The 17141-nt window shown below is 64.3% G+C and carries 17 protein-coding genes and 1 pseudogene; 3 read left to right on the top strand and 15 right to left on the bottom strand.

Going from position 1 to position 17141, the window contains the following annotated elements; all coding sequences use genetic code 11:
• Positions 1 to 10: 10 nt before the first annotated feature.
• The 3 genes from ACZ0BA_RS20135 to ACZ0BA_RS20125 all read right to left on the bottom strand — a co-directional run bounded on the left by ACZ0BA_RS20135 (position 11) and on the right by ACZ0BA_RS20125 (position 3916).
• Entirely contained in the window at positions 11 to 931 is a 921-nt protein-coding gene (locus ACZ0BA_RS20135; protein WP_463452964.1) for a polyprenyl synthetase family protein, read from the bottom strand.
• A gap of 165 nt (positions 932 to 1096) precedes the next feature.
• Complete coding sequence (locus ACZ0BA_RS20130; protein WP_463454798.1) at positions 1097 to 2470, bottom strand: MFS transporter; 1374 nt, start codon at positions 2468 to 2470, stop codon at positions 1097 to 1099.
• Positions 2471 to 2575: 105 nt separating this feature from the next.
• Positions 2576 to 3916: a GH1 family beta-glucosidase gene (locus ACZ0BA_RS20125; protein ID WP_463452963.1), complete on the bottom strand. Its 1341-nt coding sequence runs from the start codon at positions 3914 to 3916 to the stop codon at positions 2576 to 2578.
• Between the two features lie 248 nt (positions 3917 to 4164).
• Between ACZ0BA_RS20125 and trmB the strand changes: the two genes are divergently transcribed.
• A complete protein-coding gene (trmB, locus tag ACZ0BA_RS20120; RefSeq protein WP_209725888.1) occupies positions 4165 to 4845 on the top strand; it encodes a tRNA (guanosine(46)-N7)-methyltransferase TrmB in 681 nt (226 codons plus the stop codon).
• Here the strand turns inward: trmB and ACZ0BA_RS20115 are convergent, their stop codons facing one another.
• The 4 genes from ACZ0BA_RS20115 to ACZ0BA_RS20100 are packed head-to-tail and all read right to left on the bottom strand — an operon-like array spanning position 4846 to position 8519.
• Positions 4846 to 5256: a hypothetical protein gene (locus tag ACZ0BA_RS20115; RefSeq protein WP_463452962.1), complete on the bottom strand. Its 411-nt coding sequence runs from the start codon at positions 5254 to 5256 to the stop codon at positions 4846 to 4848.
• Entirely contained in the window at positions 5253 to 5762 is a 510-nt protein-coding gene (locus ACZ0BA_RS20110) for a hypothetical protein (protein ID WP_463452961.1), read from the bottom strand. The genes ACZ0BA_RS20115 and ACZ0BA_RS20110 overlap by 4 nt, the downstream gene beginning before the upstream one ends.
• A 39-nt stretch (positions 5763 to 5801) precedes the next feature.
• Positions 5802 to 7610 carry an amidohydrolase gene (locus ACZ0BA_RS20105; protein WP_463452960.1) on the bottom strand — a complete coding sequence of 603 codons (1809 nt, stop codon included), beginning with the start codon at positions 7608 to 7610 and terminating at the stop codon, positions 5802 to 5804.
• Positions 7611 to 7622: 12 nt separating this feature from the next.
• Positions 7623 to 8519, bottom strand: coding sequence for a DMT family transporter (locus ACZ0BA_RS20100; RefSeq protein WP_463452959.1), 897 nt, complete (start codon positions 8517 to 8519; stop codon positions 7623 to 7625).
• Positions 8520 to 8623: 104 nt separating this feature from the next.
• Here ACZ0BA_RS20100 and ACZ0BA_RS20095 point away from each other — a divergent pair, with 104 nt between their 5' ends.
• Positions 8624 to 9550, top strand: coding sequence for an AraC family transcriptional regulator (locus ACZ0BA_RS20095; protein ID WP_463452958.1), 927 nt, complete (start codon positions 8624 to 8626; stop codon positions 9548 to 9550).
• A 32-nt stretch (positions 9551 to 9582) separates the two neighbouring features.
• On the opposite strand, the gene ACZ0BA_RS20090 is transcribed toward ACZ0BA_RS20095, so the two are convergent.
• From ACZ0BA_RS20090 to ACZ0BA_RS20070, 5 genes and pseudogenes are all read right to left on the bottom strand, one after another.
• A complete protein-coding gene (locus tag ACZ0BA_RS20090; protein ID WP_463452957.1) occupies positions 9583 to 10104 on the bottom strand; it encodes a DUF1993 domain-containing protein in 522 nt (173 codons plus the stop codon).
• 3 nt (positions 10105 to 10107) lie between these two features.
• Entirely contained in the window at positions 10108 to 11931 is a 1824-nt protein-coding gene (recQ, locus tag ACZ0BA_RS20085) for a DNA helicase RecQ (RefSeq protein WP_463452956.1), read from the bottom strand.
• Positions 11932 to 11956: 25 nt separating this feature from the next.
• Entirely contained in the window at positions 11957 to 12796 is an 840-nt protein-coding gene (locus ACZ0BA_RS20080; protein ID WP_463452955.1) for an undecaprenyl-diphosphate phosphatase, read from the bottom strand.
• Between the two features lie 220 nt (positions 12797 to 13016).
• Positions 13017 to 13760, bottom strand: coding sequence for a substrate-binding periplasmic protein (locus ACZ0BA_RS20075; protein ID WP_463452954.1), 744 nt, complete (start codon positions 13758 to 13760; stop codon positions 13017 to 13019).
• Between the two features lie 53 nt (positions 13761 to 13813).
• Positions 13814 to 14721, bottom strand: a pseudogene (locus ACZ0BA_RS20070) (LysR substrate-binding domain-containing protein).
• A gap of 119 nt (positions 14722 to 14840) precedes the next feature.
• On the opposite strand from ACZ0BA_RS20070, the gene ACZ0BA_RS20065 reads away from it, so the two are divergent.
• Complete coding sequence (locus ACZ0BA_RS20065) at positions 14841 to 15005, top strand: hypothetical protein (protein ID WP_463452953.1); 165 nt, start codon at positions 14841 to 14843, stop codon at positions 15003 to 15005.
• Here the strand turns inward: ACZ0BA_RS20065 and ACZ0BA_RS20060 are convergent.
• The 3 genes from ACZ0BA_RS20060 to ACZ0BA_RS20050 are packed head-to-tail and all read right to left on the bottom strand — an operon-like array spanning position 15002 to position 17109.
• On the bottom strand, positions 15002 to 15307 hold the full coding sequence (locus tag ACZ0BA_RS20060) for a YkgJ family cysteine cluster protein (RefSeq protein WP_463452952.1): 306 nt from the start codon (positions 15305 to 15307) through the stop codon (positions 15002 to 15004). The genes ACZ0BA_RS20065 and ACZ0BA_RS20060 overlap by 4 nt on opposite strands.
• A gap of 12 nt (positions 15308 to 15319) precedes the next feature.
• Positions 15320 to 16096 carry an alpha/beta fold hydrolase gene (locus ACZ0BA_RS20055; RefSeq protein ID WP_463452951.1) on the bottom strand — a complete coding sequence of 259 codons (777 nt, stop codon included), beginning with the start codon at positions 16094 to 16096 and terminating at the stop codon, positions 15320 to 15322.
• The gene (locus ACZ0BA_RS20050) at positions 16093 to 17109 is read right to left on the bottom strand and encodes a M14 family zinc carboxypeptidase (RefSeq protein WP_463452950.1); all 1017 of its coding nucleotides are present in this window, start codon (positions 17107 to 17109) and stop codon (positions 16093 to 16095) included. The genes ACZ0BA_RS20055 and ACZ0BA_RS20050 overlap by 4 nt, the downstream gene beginning before the upstream one ends.
• Between the last annotated feature and the right edge of the window lie 32 nt (positions 17110 to 17141).

Raw genomic sequence — 17141 nt, 5'->3', positions numbered from 1 at the left:
GACCCGCGCGCTATGGCGCGTGCAGATCGACGACCGGACCGGCCTTGCGGAACAGGTTCCCGACCAGAAGACGTGTGCTTTGCTTGCTGCCGATGGCGTCGGTCAGGTAGCCGTCGGCGTCGCGCAGATGCGCGGCCAGGCGGCGCTGGGTTTTTTCCAGGCCCAAGGTGGCGGTGATGGTCGCCTTGCCGGCGTCCTTGCCGACATCCTTGCCGGTCAGCGCGCTGTCGTTGCCCGGTACGTCCTGCAGGTCGTCCTTGATCTGGAACGCGTGGCCGGCGGCCATCGCGAAGGCGCGCAGCGACTGCAGCACCCGTTCGTCGGCCTGCGCAATGATGCCGGCCATCTCCACCGAGAGGCCCAGCAGCACGCCGGTCTTGAGTTCATTCGTGGTGGCGATGTCGTCGACCGAGCGCTTTTGGCCGCCGTGCAGATCCTCGAACTGGCCGCGCACCAGCCCTTGCGTGCCGACCGTCTCGGCCAGCGCGCTGACCAGCCGAGTGCGGATCAGCGGCGAGATGTCCTGTGTTTGGGCGAGGATGTGGAAGGCGCGGCTGAGCAGGGCGACCGACGCCAGAATGGCGACGTTTTCACCGAACTGGATATGCACGGTGGGCTTGCCGCGCCGCAGCTTGGCATCGTCCATGCAAGGGATATCGTCGAGAATCAGGGAGGCGGCGTGGACCAGTTCGACCGCGCAGGCGGCGTCGAGCAAGGCCGGCGATGAGCAGCCGAGGTCGCGTGCGACCAGCATCAGCAACAATGGTCGCATGCGCTTGCCGGTACTGAGCGCGGCCGCGCGCATGGCGCCCGTCAGCGGATCCGGGCGGCTGTCGTTGTCTGGCAGAAAGTAACGGATGCGTTCCTCAAGCTGGCTGCGAAGGTCGTCGATCTCGCTCTCCGATGGATCGCCGAGGATTTCCCTTTTCATGCCGTTGAATCGGAGCGTTTCCGTAACCATGCGCAAGTCCTTGTGCCGATTGACTAATGAGTTTCTTTGCGGGCCATCATACCGATGCAAACTTCAACAGACAGGACTTGGGTCAATCGTGCGCGTGCCAACGCACAGTTAAAAGCGGTTCAGTTTTTGGACAGCCTACTCCTTATTGTGGAACGGCGCAAACCACGTGACCAGGAAAGATGGAATTGTCGCGGCCATCACCAGCCAGAAATAGTGTACATAACCGAGCGCCTGCTGCAGGTGGCCGCTGATGACGCCGGTGACGAGCATGCACAGGCCCATCAGGCCGGTGCCAAAAGCGTAATGGGTGGTCGTGTATTTGCCAGGTGCAAGCTGCTGCATCAGGTAGATCATGAAACCGACCGAACCGAAGCCGAAGAAGAACTTTTCGACGGCGACGCCGGCGCTGATCAGCCACAGGCTTTCCGGCTGGTAGATGCCCATCAGCAAGAAAGTGACATTGGGGATATTGACCGCGCAGCACAGCACGAACAAGGTGGCGGGCAGGCCGCGCCGGGCGACGAAGATGCCACCGAGCAAGGAACCAAGCAGCACGGCGATCAGGCCGTAGGTGCCGTAGATCAGGCCGAGCATCTCGTTCGACAATCCTAGGCCGCCCTTGGCCACCGGATCGACCATGAAGAAGGGGCCGATTTTTTCCAGCAGTCCGATACTGAGGCGGAACACGAACGCGAAGCCGACCATCAGCCAGACGTCGCGCTTCTGGAAGAAGGTGACGAAGGAGTCGCGCAGGATGAAGGCCGCATCGGCAACCGTCTTGGGTGCGTTTTCCGCCTTGGCGCCCTCCGGCATCACGCGCAGGTGCCACAGCGCGGTGACGACGGTGATGGCGGCGGCGATGAAGAAGATGATGCGCCACGAGTCGATCCACGCCGGTCCGAAGACGCCGGCCTCGTGGTGGAAGTAGTGGGTGTGCAGCCAGCCGCTCAGGTACACCATGCCGCCCGAGGCGACGATGGGACCGACGTTCCAGCTCAGGCTCTGGATGCCGCAGAACAGCGATTGCGTCTTCGAGTCGAGCGAGGTGACATACACGCCGTCGGAGGCGATGTCCTGCGTGGCGCCGACCAGCGACAGTATCCCGAACAGGAACACCATGATGTGCAGGTAGTTCGGCAGCGACATCGACAGCGCGACGGCGCCGAATCCGATGCCGACGATCAGCTGCGCGCACAGCACGAAGAACTTCTTGGTGCGGTACATTTCAACGAAGGGGGCGAACAGCGGCTTGATGGTGTAGGCCAGGATCAGATAGCTGGCGTATTGCGCCGCCTCGCCATTGCTCATGCCGAGGTTCTTGAACATGATGGACGTGACGCTGGTGAGCATCATGTACGTCAGCGCCATCGAGAAGTACCCGGTCGGCACCCACAGCATCGGCGTGCCGCGCGCGAACATGGCCTTGAACAGTGATTTCTGCTCGCCGGTGTCTGGGGGCGCCGGCTGCTTCGAGTGCTCTTGCGGCGTGGCGGAAGGTGCGGTCTGCATGGTGTCGTCCTCGTTGTTCTCTGTGGAGTGTAGCACTTGGCTCTGCGGCCAATGAATACTGCCGCGCCGGCACATGGCCGGCGCGGTTGGGGCTTCGGTGTGACGTTACGCCGCTTGCACGGCTTGCGGTGCGCGCTGCTGCACCAGGTAATCGCGGTACCACAGGGCGCTGTGCTTCAAGGTGCGCTTCTGCGTCGCGTAGTCGACATGGACGATGCCGAAACGCTTGGCGTAGCCCGAGTTCCATTCGAAGTTATCGAGCAGACTCCAAAGGAAGTAGCCCTGCACGTCCACGCCTTGCAGGCGGGCGTCGTTGAGCGCCTTCAGGTGGCGCTGCACGAAGTCGATGCGCGCCTCGTCCGGCACTTCGCCGTTGATGACGGTGTCCGGGTTGGCCATGCCGTTCTCGGTGATGTAGATCGGCGGCAGCTCGTATTCGTCATGAAGCTTGAGCAGCAGTTCGGTCAGGCCGTCCGGGTAGATTTCCCAACCCATGTCGGTCTTGCCCAGTTTTGCTTCCGGCTGGCGCGGCGGCACTTCGGCGCTGCAGTAGGAGCGGAAGTAGTAGTTCACGCCCAGGAAGTCGATGCGGTGCTGGATGTCCTTGAAGTCGTTCTCGTGGATCTCCGGGCCGTTGGCGCCGTAGGTGTCGAGCGCCAGCTGCGGGTACTTGCCCTTGAAGATAGGGTCCATGAACCACTGCACCGAACGGGCGTATTCGAATTCCGCCATCGCGATGTCGGCCGCGCTGTCGGTGGCTGGGTCGGCGGTCCACTGATTGAGCACGATGCCCAGCTTGGCCGAGCTGCCGACCGCGCGCATCGACTGCATTGCCAGTCCGTGCGACAGCAGCAGGTGGTGCGAGACCTGCACCGATTTTTTCAGGTCGGTGACGCCCGGCGCGAACTGCGAGTTGCCGTAGCCAAGGTTGGCCGTGCACCACGGCTCGTTGTGCGTCGCAATCGTTTTCAGACGGTTGCCAAAACGGCGCGCTACTTCCGCCGCATAATCGGCGAAGCGGTGGGCGGTGTCGCGATTGAGCCAGCCGCCGTCGTCTTCCAGGCCTTGCGGCAGGTCCCAGTGGTACAGGGTCGCGTGGGCGGCGATGCCCTTGCTTTCCAGTTCGGTCAGCAGACGGTCGTAGAAGGCGAAGCCGGCCTCGTTCCAGGCGCCTTTGCCGGTCGGCTGCACGCGCGACCAGGCGATCGAGAAGCGGTAGGCGTCCACGCCCAGGCTGGCCATGATGGCCACGTCTTCCGGGTAGCGGTTGTAATGGTCGCAGGCGACATCGCCGTTGGTGCCGTCGATGATCTTGCCGGGGGTATGACTGAAAGTATCCCAGATCGACGGGCCTTTGCCGTCGGCGGTGGCGCCGCCTTCAATCTGGAAAGCGCTGGTGGCGATGCCCCAGGTAAACGAGGGAGGGAATTGCGTGAAATCGGTCATTTTTGTCGTTCTAGCAGGTTAAACACTTGGCGGGAAGGGCGTTTTGACGCTTGAAAACGATTTCACGCCTCTTGGTACGATTAGACCTCAAGTCCATGTGAGTGTCAATCATTTGCTGACCTGCGCCGGCCGCACCACGCGTTGCACGGGCGCATTGGGTTGTATAATGCTGCCTCATTATTTATCAGCTTAGCCACCAGCTTTCCATCATGTCTTCCGAAACCCCTAAAGACGGCCCGGCGCGGCCGATGCTCTACGACCCGACCGAACACCGCATCCGCAGCTTCGTCACCCGCGCCGGCCGCCTGTCGACCGCGCAGGCGCGCGCGCTGGAAGAGCAGGGCCCGAAGTTCATGATCGGTTACACCAAGGCGCCGCTCGACTACGAGCAGGCGTTCGGCCGCAAGGCGCCGGTGGTGCTGGAAATCGGCTTCGGCATGGGCGGCACGACGGCGCACATCGCCGCCGCCATGCCGGAGAAGGACTTCATCGGCGTTGAAGTGCACACGCCGGGTGTGGGCAGCCTGCTCAAGCTGATCGACGAACAGGGGCTGACCAATCTGAAGGCCATCCAGCACGACGCGGTCGAGGTGTTGAACCAGATGATCCCGGACGGCTCGCTGCACGGCGTGCATATCTTCTTCCCGGACCCGTGGCACAAGGCGCGCCACAACAAGCGCCGTCTGATCCAGGCGCCGTTCGTCAAGCTGCTGGTGCAAAAGCTGGCCGTGGGTGGCTACCTGCACTGCGCGACCGACTGGGAAGACTACGCGGTGCAGATGCTGGAAGTACTGGGCGCCGAAGAAGGCCTGCAGAACACCGCCGACGGCTACGCGCCGCAGCCGGCCTACCGTCCGCTGACCAAGTTTGAAAACCGCGGCCTGAAACTGGGCCACGGTGTGTGGGATCTGGTCTTCACCAAAAAGTAGTTATCTGGCGTTGGCCTGCCGGGCCAGCGCCGCGTTGAAGCGCGTGATCACGTCGTCCGGCACCATCTTGCTGCACCACAGGCGGCGCTCGTACTCGCCTTTGTAGATCACGTCCGAGAATTTGCCCTTGCTGTCGCGTCCCGGCATGTCGACCCAGCTCATCATGCAGGCCGGCGCCGTGTTCTCCTTGAGCAGAACGAGCTGGCGCTTGGCCGGCGTGCGGCGGATTTCGTAGGCGATGCCGGCGGCGGCCAGGGCCTCGGTCACCGGCTTGGCCGCGCCTCCGGCCAACTGGCCTTGCGGCGTGGTGTAGTGGACGCCGGCGCGCTCGCTGTAATGCACGATCAACGTCTGGCCGGCGGCCGCGCCTCCCACCATCGCCAGCATCAATGCGCACAGTCCCGTTATCACGGCTCCAGCGTCTCCATATCAAGCACCACGACATACGACAGGCGACCGTTCTTCCAAACGCCGCCGCCGCGCACCTGGGCGTCGCAGGTGGTGATGCGGTCGGCGACTTCCTCGCGTTTCAGGTTGGCGCGGAACGCCAGCGAGGCTTTCTGCGACAGGTAGCCGGCCATGCGGCCGTTAAGGAAGACGGCGACGGCGGCGCTTTCATATGGATTGGCGTCGTCGGGCACCAGAGTGGCCAGGTAAGGCGCCCTGGCCGCCTGGTCGCCATGGTCGCCGGCCAGTTCCTTGAGCGTGTTCTGGTAGCGCGACTCGTTGACCACTTCAACCAAAAAACGGCCATCGTCGGACCAGTGCAGCGCGGCCGGCGCGTCCGGCAGCTTCGGCTCGTACGGCGTGGCCGGGACCGGTGGCAGCACCATCGGCTTGGCGGGATTGGTCTTGATGATCGCGTAGACCACCAGACCGGTGGCGACGATGATCAACAGGGAGATGGCGAATTGCATGGCGGGTCTGTTCTAGTGCTGGCGTGTGAGGCCGACATCTTAACGCATGCCCTTGGCCTGATACACAATTTTGCCGCCCACGACAGTCTGCAGCACATTGATGTTGGCGATATCCTGTGCCGGAATGGTGAAGAAATTCCGGTCAAGGACGATCATGTCGGCCAGCTTGCCCACTTCCAGTGAGCCGGTCAGCGCTTCTTGGCGCAGAGTGTAGGCCGCGTTCATGGTGATGGCGCGCAGTGCGGCGGCGCGCGGCATGCCGGGTTGCTTGCCAAGCCGGCCGGCGTATTCCTTGCCGGCGTCCGGCGCGGCGGTGCGGGTCACGCCCACCTTGAGCGCGAACCATTCGTCGAGCGGATCCACCGGCCAATCGCTGCCATACGCGATGCGCGCGCCGGCGTCGAGCAGCAGCGCCTGCGGCTGCACGGTGGCGTAGCGCGCCGGCCCCATATAGTCCTTCAGCGCGCCGACGGTGTCCGGGGCCGGTTTGGCCCACTGGAACGACAGCACCGGCGTCACATCGAGCTTGGCGAAGCGCGGATAGTCGGCCGGGTCGACGATTTCGTCGTGCGCCAGCGCGGGACGCGCGTCCTTGCCGGCCGGTGTGGAGCGCAGGTATTCGATCGCATCGAGCGTTTCGCGCACCGCGCGGTCGCCGTCGACGTGGATGTGCGGATCGATGCGCGCGTTGGCCAGTTCGGTCAGCGTGGTCCGCAGCGCGTCCTGCGTAAAGTAGCTGGGCGGCCCGTTGCTGGCGCCGGGCTGCCACTCGGGCTTTTCGGCCGTGCCTTTGTTGACCAGATACGGCTCCAGCATGGCGCCGGTGAAGGCGGGCGCCGAGATTACGCCGTCCATGAACAGTTTGGCGTGGCGCACCTGCATCGACGGCGCCACCGTGGTCGGACCCTGGTCGAACTGTTTTTGCTGCTTGAGCAGGTCGGCGACGGCGCTTTGCGGCGTCGCGCCCTTGTCCAGATCGACCAGCACCGCGAAGTGGGCGCGCGCGGTCAGCTTGCCCTGCTTGTGCAGGTCGGTGAACGCGGTCATCGTCTCCGGATCGGTGTAGGCGTCAAGGAAGGAGGTGATGCCCTGTTGGCGCATGGCCGCCAGCGCGGCGGTGGACGCGGCCAGGTTCTCGGCCACCGTCAGCGGCGGCAGCAGGTTCATCGCCATGTCCTGGGCGGCGTCCTCCAGCAGGCCGGTGGCGTTGCCGCTGGCGTCGCGGCTGATTTTTCCGCCCGCCGGGTCCTTGGTCTCGCGCGTGATGCCGGCCAGTTTGATCGCCTTGGAATTGAGTTGCACCGAGTGGCCGAAGGACGAGCGCACGATGACGGGGCGGTCGGTTTTCAGCGCGTCGAGCGTGGCGGCGCTGGTTTCCACGCCATCGGGCAGCATCCCTTGCTGGAACCAGTTGACCACCACCAGCCAGCGGTCGGGCCCGGACGGTTTTCCACTGCGCTTGTCGTTGTCGATGCAGGCCTGGATGCGCGACTGGAACTGGGGAACGGTCAGCGCCTCGTAATTCAGACTGCAATTGAGCAGGCGGCTGCCGCCCGATTGCGGATGCATATGGCCGTCGATCAGGCCTGGCATCAGCATGCGGCCTTGCAGGTCGATCACTTTAGTGGCCTTGCCGGTCAGCGGCTGGACGCCGGCATTATCGCCGACATAGACGATGCGGCCGGCGCGTACGGCCAGCGCTTGCCGCACGCTGTCCTTGGCGTCGACTGTGTAGACATAGCCGTTGCGGTAGACCGTATCGGCTGGTGGCTCGGCGGCCTGCGCTGGGTTGTGCGCTGACACAGCGGCCAGTATTGTCAGTCCTGCGAAATATGCCCTGCTGGTCATGCGTCCCCCGGGTTATGCGGCCGCCATCGGTTTGGTGCGCGGCGCCAGCGGCAGAAACGCCAGCAGGTTCCCCGCCAACACCAGCGCCAGCCCGCTCAAGGCCAGCGGCGTCCAGTGGTAGCCCTCGTAAATGGTCGATATGGTCAGTGCAACGATGGGGAATAATACCGTGGAATAGGCCGCGCGGTCTGGTCCTATGCGGCCGACCAGCAGCAAATACGCGGTGAAGCCGATCACCGAGCCGGGAATCGCCAGATACAGCAGCGCGCCAAGGTAGCGCGGCGAGGGATCGAGCGCGAACGGCATGCCCATCGCCAGCGCGGCCACGCCCAGCGTGGTCGATCCGATCAGCATCGCCCAGGTGTTGGTCAGCCACGGCGTCAGCCCCAGCGACTGCATGCGGCTCGACAGCATATTCCCGCACGAGAAGCACAAGGTGCCGGCCAGGGTCAGCGCGAGGCCGAACAGCACCTTGCTGTCGTTCCAGTGGCCGGCCATTTGCGGCGCGAACAGCAGCACGATGCCGCACAGGCCAAGCAGGGCGCCCATCATCACCTGGCGGCGGATCGGGCGGCCGAGGAAGATGCGGCCGTTGATGGCGTTCCACAGCGGCGCGGTGGAAAAGACCACCGCTTCCAGTCCGCTGGTGACCCACTGGCTGGCGTAGTAGAAGCACAGGAAGTTCAGGCAAAACAGCGCAATCCCCTGCGCGAACAGATAGGGCCAGGCCTGGCGTGGCGGCCACCATGGCTTGCGGGTGATCAGCAGGAAAGCCATCAGCACGGCCGCGGCCAGCCAGAAACGGTAGGCGATCGATACCGGCGCAGGCACCACGCCGAGCTGGAAGGTGATGGCGATCCAGGTGGTGCCCCAGATCAGGACAGTTAGCAAATAGAGGAAGATATTCATGCCGTCAGCATGCCGCAGCGGCGGCGCCGGCGGCTTGTCTGAAATTGCGCATTTCGATGCGGCGCTGCGGCATGGGTGCCTGCCCATGTTAGACTTTATGCATCATGCCAGCACCTTCCTCTCCCGATTCGCTATCTCCCGCCCGCGCGCCAGACGGGTTGATTTCACACGCCGTGTTCAGGACCATGTCCGAAACCGACGCGCAGCTGGAGCGCTTCGCCTGGCTCGGAGATGATCTGGCCGCCGCCATCTGGCGGCGCGACACCGAGATCGCCGAGACCAGCTACGACAAGCCGGGACACCATACGCTGTCGTACTACATGGGCGGCGGCTATCGCACCGAGCGCGGCGAACTGCCGGGGCTTTACGGCGCGCCTAAGCGGCTTTGCACGCTGCCGGACTGGCACGAGTCGAGCTGGATGGTGCGCGGGCCTTTGCGGTTTTTGCACGTGTACTTTTTGCCGGAGCATTTCACGCGGCGCGCGGTGGTGGAGCTGGACCGCGAGCCGCGCGGTCTGACCCTGGCCGACCGCACCTACTTCGAGCATGAGCGCATCGGCGCGTTATGCGCCGGGCTGGCGCAGATGTCGTGGGAGGGGCCGGACGCGCAGCTGCGCGCCAACGAGGTGACGCACGCGACCTTGAGCCATCTGCTGCTGTCGCAATCGATGTCGACGCCCGCGCAGCGCGTGCGCGGCGGGTTGGCGCCGGCGGTGCGCCGCCGTCTGGCCGACTATATCGAAGCCAATCTGGCGCGGCAAATTTCGTTGGGGACGTTGGCGCAGCTGGCGTGCATGTCGGAGTATCACCTGGCGCGCATGTTCAGGATTTCGTTCGGCATGCCGCCGTCGGCGTGGGTGGCGGAGCGGCGCATTGAACACGCGCGGCGCTTGTTGAAGACCACCAGCCAACCATTGCAGCAGATCGCCGACGCGTGCGGGTATGCGGATCTAAGCCATTTCAGTCACCGCTTCCGCGACAGCGTCGGCGCGCCGCCCAGCCGTTACCGGAGTGTCGTGGCGCTGGGTTAATCGTGCGGTTTCCTGGAAAAGCGCCGGAGCTATCAGGCGGCGGCGGGCTTTTCCCACGAAAAGCCCGGCGCGTAGACGTGATATCCATCGAAATCGCCTTTGCCGATCGCCACGCCACGGCTGCGCGCGATCGCGTACACCATGCTCAGGTGGAAATAGAAATTCGGCAGGATATATAAGTTCAGGTATTCATCGGCCGGCAGCGCCAGGTCGGCGAAGCCAGCGCGGTCGCGGCAGATCCGGTCCGCCGGGCCGTTGAATTGCGACGGCGGGATGTCGGCGATAAAGCGCATCGTTTCGACGATCTGCCACTGCAATCCTGCGAACGAGATCTCGTCGCCATTGAAACTGACCACCGGCACCCCTGCCAGCGGACAGCAGCCGCGCAGCGCGAAATTGGCGGTGGCCCTCACATGCTGCGCGAACGGCAGCATGTCCTCATGCAGACGCGCCGCCAGCAAATCATCGCCAGCTTCACCCTCGGCCGCCTCGATCTTGCCCAACATCCCGCACAACTGCGCGAGCGAACGGTGAAAAATCGCGGACGGGTGCATGCCTTACTCCATTTCGCTGATCATGGCGACGATCTCGTCGCCGTAGGACGCCAGTTTTTTCTCGCCGACGCCGGAGATGCCGCGCAGGTCCGACAAGGTGGTCGGCCGGGCCTTGGCGATCTCGCGCAAGGTCGCATCGTTGAAGATGATGTACGCCGCCACGTCGTGGGCGCGCGCCGTCTCCACCCGCCACCAGCGCAGCTTGTCGAAGATCGCTTGCTCCCCCGTCGACAGGTCGCTCTCCACATACCCCTTGGAGGCGCGGCCCGCGCTTTTCTGCTTGACCGGTTTCTGGTACTGCCGCAGCTGCACCTTTTGCCCGCCCTTGAGCACCGGCCGCGCGGCGTCGGTCAGCTTGAGCGAGCTGTATGACTCGTGGTCGACCGTCACCAGTCCCAGTGCGATGGCCTGGCGCAGGATGGCGCGCCATTCCTGTTCGGTGCGATCGGCGCCGATGCCGAACACCGACAGCGAATCGTGATGCCAGGTCTTGATGCGTTCCGTCTCGACCCCGCGCAGCACCTCGATTACATGGCCGGCGGCGAAGCGCTGGTCGACGCGGTACACCGCCGACAGCAGCTTTTGCACCGGCACCGTGCCGTCGAAGGACACCGGCGGAATCAGGCAGGTGTCGCAGTTGCCGCAGGGGCCGGAGCGCTCGCCGAAGTAGTCGAGCAGGCGCACGCGCCGGCAGCTCAGCGTCTCGCACAGTCCCAGCATCGCATCGAGCTTGTTACCCAGCACGCGCTTGAAGGTTTCATCGGCTTCCGATTCATCGATCATGCGCCGCTGCAGCACCACGTCCTGCAAGCCGTAGGCCATCCAGGCGTTGGCGGGGGCGCCGTCGCGGCCGGCGCGGCCGGTCTCCTGATAGTAGCCCTCGATACTTTTCGGCAGGTCCAGGTGGCACACGAAACGCACGTCCGGCTTGTCGATGCCCATGCCGAAGGCGATGGTGGCGCACATGACGATGTTTTCTTCGCGCAGGAACTTGGCCTGGTTGGCCGCGCGCTTGGCGTGGTCCATGCCGGCGTGGTAAGCCATCGCGCGCACGCCGTTCTCGTTGAGGAATTCGGCGGTCTCCTCGACCTTCTTGCGCGACAGGCAGTAGACGATGCCGCAGTCGCCGCCATGTTCGGTGGTGATGAAGTCGAGCAGCTGCTTGCGGCCGTTGGCCTTCTCGACGATCTGGTAGCGGATGTTGGGACGGTCGAACGACGACACGAACTGCATCGCATCGCCCAGTTGCAGGCGGTGGACGATCTCGGCGCGGGTTTGCGGGTCGGCGGTGGCCGTGAGCGCGATGCGCGGCACGTTGGGGAATTGCTCGTGCAGCACCGACAGCTTGATGTACTCGGGTCGGAAGTCGTGACCCCATTGCGAGACGCAGTGCGCTTCGTCGATGGCGAACAGCGCGATGTTCGAGGCCTGGAACAGGTTGAGGCAGCGGTCCGTCATCAGCCGCTCGGGGGCGACGTAGACCAGATCGATCTCGCCGGTGCGCACCAGGCGCTCGATGCGCTGGGCTTCCTCGTAGGTTTGCGTGGAATTCAGGAAGGCCGCGCGTACGCCGACTTCGGCCAGCGCGTCGACCTGGTCCTGCATCAGCGCGATCAGCGGCGAGATGACCACGCCGACGCCGTCGCGCACCAGGGCGGGAATCTGGTAGCACAGCGACTTGCCGCCGCCGGTTGGCATCAGCACCAATGCGTCGCCGCCGCCGCTGACATGGCCGACAATTTCCGCCTGCTGGCCGCGGAAGGCCGGATAGCCGAACACGGTTTGCAGCAGGTGAAGGGCGCGTTCGTTATTTTCCTGGTGATTCATGATGCCACTGCAACTACTCAAAAAGTTAGTCCTTCCAGACGATCACGCCAGTGTAACCTGTGATGAGCACCAGCAGGCCAAAAGCGATGCGATACCAGGCAAATATCGTGAAAGTATGGGTGGCGATATAGCGCAGCAACCAGCGCACGCAGAAGAACGCGGAGATAAACGCCGACACGGTGCCGAGTGTAAACATCGGCAGGTCGGACACCGACAGCAGCGCGCGCGCCTTGTACAGCGAGTAGACGGAGGCGATCAGCAAGGTTGGAATGCCGAGCAGGAAGGAAAACTCGGTGGCCACCTTGCGCGACAGGCCGAACATCATGCCGCCGATGATGGTGGCGCCGGAGCGGCTGGTGCCGGGAATCAGCGCGAACGCTTGGGCGATGCCCATTTTTAAGGCATCGAGCGGGGTCATGTCGTCGACCGAATGCACCCGCACGCTGACCGGGTTGGCGGCCGCGTGGCGCTCGACGATCAGGATGATGACGCCGCCGACGATCAGCGCCAGCGCCACCGGCACCGGCTTGAACAAATAGGTCTTGAGCAGGTTGCCGAAGATCAGGCCCAACACGGCCAGCGGCAGGAAAGCGATGCCGATGTTGAGGGCGAAGCGCTGCTGGCGGCGCTCGGTGGTGATGCCGGTGAGGACGGCGGCGATGCGGGCGCGGTATTCCCAGCAGACGGCGAAGATGGCGCCGGCCTGGATCACGATCTCAAAGACATTCATTTGTTCTTCCATGCCCTGGAAGCCGAGCAGGTGCTCCGCGAGGATCAGGTGGCCGGTGGAGGAGATTGGGAGGAATTCCGTGAAACCTTCCACCAGGCCCATGATGATGGCTTTAAATGCGAGAACAATATCCATGTAATTAAGTAGTTACGCGAGGGAGTTTGAGGGAATGACGCGATGTTTGTGCCGCCGGGGTCGAAGCTTACCATGTTCGGCGTTGTCTTTTCGTAATCTAACTCAACCGTAATAAGGAATTGTGCGATGCCGCATGGAATGCCGGCAAACTGGCTGCCCGCTCGGCGTTCGGGACGTGTTGCGGCGCATCGAAAAGATGGCTTCGTGATAACTTTGTTGCTCAGCGCAGCCGTAGCAGCCGCGTCAGTTCGCCGCTTTTCTCCAGCCCGTCAAGCGCGGCGCTGACTTGCTCGACGGTGACGCGGCCCTTGCGCGAGACCGCGCAACCGCTCTTGACCTCGCTGACGACCAGCAGGTTGTAGCCGGACGCCAGCTCGCCGTTGGGAAACTGCTTCTCGATCGACTGGCCCGTGGTCAGGAAATAGTCGAAGCGTCCGGCCTGCCATTTGCGCACCGTCAGATTCATCGACGGCGCGTCGTCGCGAAGGAACTCGGCGCCGAGCTTTTTTTCGATATCCGGATACTGAAAGCCGAGCACGGTGCCGACGGTTTTGCCGCGCACCGCGTCGATCGATGTCGGCGCCGGTACCCGCTTCGAGGCGATCAGCACTTCGGAGGTGGGAATAAAGGTGCGGCTCCAGTTGAAGTCGCCCTTGAACCAGGCCGGCAGATAACCGCAGACGATGTCGCCGTCGCCGGATTCAAGCGCGCTGGTCATGCGTTTGCGCGGCAGTCCGACGAATTGCACCTTCATGCCCAGCTGTTTGCCCAGCGCGTTGCCCAGCGCCTCCTGGAAGCCGCCCTTGCGCGGCCCCGACTGCGCCGGCGCGTCCTCGATCTTTTGCACGAAACGCAGCGTACCGTTGGCCGGTTGCGCCGCCGTCGCCGTCGTTGCCGTCAATGGCTGCGCGGCCAGCAGTGCGCTGGCAATCACGAAGGGAAGTGCACGGAATGCTGCGGTCATGGGGCGCGCCGGAGATGTAAGTGGGCAGAAGGTAGCCCATCCGTCGCGCGCCGTCAATTGGATAACCGCGTGAATGCCCCCTCCACCTCGGCGATCTCGGCGCGCAGCCACGCGCTGAAGTGGGCAACCTTGCTCATGCCGCGCTTGCCGGGGTTGGCCAGCAGCCGGTAGCCGCGTCCATAGGTGGCGGTGAAGCCGGGTATCATCTTCAGCGCGCCGCTGCGCAGGTCCTCATAGGCGATGGTGTAGTGGGTCAGGCCGACGCCGTGACCGGCCAGCGCCGCCTGCACCAGCACCGCCGCATTGGTGTAGGAGCGCGAAAAGTCGTGCTTTCCCTTGAGCAGGCCGTGATCGCGCAGCAGCATGATCCAGTCGTCGGTGGAGTCCTCGTACAGCAGCGGAAAACGCCGCAGGTCGGCCGGCGTCAGCGCCGTTTCGCCCGGCGCCAGCAGCGACGGGCTGTAGACGGCCACCAGCCGTACGTGGAAAAAAAATCGGGATCGTCCTGGTCGACCGTCGTGATGCGCAGCGCGACGTCGGTGCTGTCGTCGTTGAGGTCGACCAGCCGGTCATTCGAGTCGATGCGGATATCGAGCTCGGGATGCAGCTTGGTAAAGCGGTCGATGCGCTGCACCAGCCATTTGATGGTCAGCGAGTGCGTGGTCGAGATGCGCAGGATTTTTTCATCGTCGCCGCCGCGCAGCGCCTCGACCTTGTTACGCAGTTCGCCCAGCAAGCGGCGCACCGTCACCGCCAGCTCCTGGCCTTTTTCGGTCAGCGTGATGTGGCGCGGATGGCGAATGAACAGCTCGAAGCCGAGCGCCGCCTCCAGCTGCTTGACCTGCAGGCTGATCGCCGCCGGCGTCTTGTGCAATTCCTGCGCGGCCAGTTTGAAGCTGCCCCAACGGGCCGCGCAGTCGAAATCGACCAGGCCGGAGAGCGAGCGCAGCGGTTTGTTCATGACATCCTAGGCTAAGTTTTTCTTATGCATCAGTCGAAAATAACTCGTTTGCTCGCGCATGCATGCTGGACGAAAATATACCTCATACGCCGGAACACTGCCATGAGTAAGATTTATTGATGGACGAGGCGTTCACGATCATTCAGGAGTCCGCCATGTCCAGTTCCACGCTACCCAAAGAAAGCGCCGTCAATCACGCATCGTTTGACGCGTTCACGCCCGAATTTCGGGCGCGGTTTTTAGCTCAGCTGATGACGATGTTGTCGCAGATGGCGGTGCGCTAGGCGATCGCGGCCGAGTGTTCCGGCGAGGCCGGCGCCGTGGCCCGCTCCAGCGCATCAAGCCACAGCATCGCCTGCTCGCGGGTGGCGCCGCACATTTCCACGGACGGCTGCAAGCCGCCGCAGCAAGCCGGGCGCTCGGGTTGGCCAAAAATGCCGCAGCGGTTGTCGTCCTGAAGCTGGACGCAGCGCACGCCTGCCGGCTTGCCGTTGGGCATACCGGGGATGGCGCTGGAGATGGAGGGGGCGGTACAGCAGGCGCCACAGTTCGGACGGCATGCCATCGCCGATGTGGTCGAGGTCATAGGGCCGGTATTTTACCCGGCTTTGCCGGCGGCCAGCCATTTTCCGACCTGGCCGGCGACCCAGGCGCCGTCGTCAAGGGGCAGGTCGTGGCCGGCGTCCGGATGCTCGCGGTGCTCGGCTTGCCAAGCCTCTGCCAGCCGGCGCGAGCAGCGCGGATCGACCAGCTGGTCGCCGGCGCTGCTCAGTACCAGCAGCGGCACGGCGGGCCGCGCGGCCGGGGCGCGGAAGCGCGCGGCCGACCACAACTGGCGCAGCGCGTTGGCGCGCGTGACGGGAAACTCGCGCTGGTAGCCCAGCCAGCGGTTCAGCAGGCCGGCGCGTTCGGCGGCGTCGCCGTGGCGGCTGGTCAGGCGCAGGATCAGCCGTTCCTGATCCTCGACGCCACCGTCGAGCAACTGGCGGACGATGGCGCCATAGTTTTGCCAGCGCAGCCGCTCGTGGAAGCGGCTGTAGGGACGCATGCTGGTGTTGATCAGTACGCCGCGCGTGAGCTCGCCCGGATGGCGGCTGGCCCATTCCACCGCCACCATCCCGCCCAGCGACAGCGCCAGCAGCGAGTAGGGCGGCGGCAGGCCGCGCGCCAGCAGATCCTGGCGGCAGAACGCCACCATCTCCGCCACCGTGGTCGGACTGCGCAGCGCGTGCCGTGTGCCGTTGCCCGGCAGGTCGGGCGTGACGACGTCCACGCCCACTACCGTCTCGGCCAACTGGTTGGGAAAGCGGCCCCAATGGCGCTGCTCGCGCATCAGCCCGCGCAACAGCACCCAGGTGCCCGCGTCCTCGGTCATGTGTGATACCACTGCGACAGCGCGCGTCGGTGCTGCACCTTGCGCGCCAGGCCCTCCGGCATCCAGCGCCCATGGCTGTTGGCGGCCCGCATCAGGAAGTCGAACCAGATCAGGTGACGCCGCAGCACCCGCTGCAAGCGGTGCGCCGCCGTCGGATTGAAGAAGGCGACGCGGTCGAAGATCTGGCGCGGATTTTTCTTCACCCACAGCCACGAACCCATCTCCAGCGTCAGCGGCAGGAACGCGCGGTCGCTGCCGGTGGTGCCGTTCAGGTACAGGTAATCCCACAGGTCGCCATGGGTGCGGTACTGGCGGCTTTGCGGCTCGAAAACGTAGTTATGATTGGGATAGCTCTGGGTGAACAACTGTTCCAGCGCGCCGATGTCGGCCAGGTGCGGAATCGGCGTGGCCGTGTGGGCGTGCGGAAACCAGATGCGGTCGCGCAGGCCGAAGCCCGAGTGGCAGTCGAGCGCCATGCTGAACTGGCGCGTCAGCAGCTCGCGCGCGACCAGGTCGCAGACGGCCTGGCTTTCCGGCTCCATCGGCGCGCCGTCGACGCCGCGATACCACGGCAGATGGTGGCTGTAACGCTGGCCACCGAGCATGAACGGGACTTTTTCCACTGCGCTCAACGGCGCGTTGCGCATCAGGTCGACGCCTTGCGGATTGCAGCGCGTGGCCTGCCACATGCCGCCGGGATTGACCAACGGCATGAACACCAGCCGCATCGATTCCAGTTGCTGGTGCAGGGTGCTGTCCCAGCGCAGCCGCGCCAGCAGGCTCTCCAGGAAAGACAGGATGACTTGCGTGCCGATGCGCTCGAGACCGTGGATGCCGCCGAAAAAGCCCAGCGCCGGCACGTCCGGGCTCGGGTTGCCCAGCGCGATCGTGTAGACGGGGAACTGGCGGCCGTCCATCGCCACCGTGCAAGGGGTGCTCACCTCCAGATGGCGTCCGCCTTCGTCGATCAGACGTTTCAGGGTGATCAGTTCGGGCAGGTTCTTCTCTGGCATGGGCGGCCGCAGGTGGGAATATGGCAGCTAGT

The sequence above is a fragment of the Duganella sp. AC917 genome (assembly GCF_979258245.1).
Note: the sequence above shows the minus strand (reverse complement) of the source record. Positions and strands in the feature narration are given on the sequence as shown.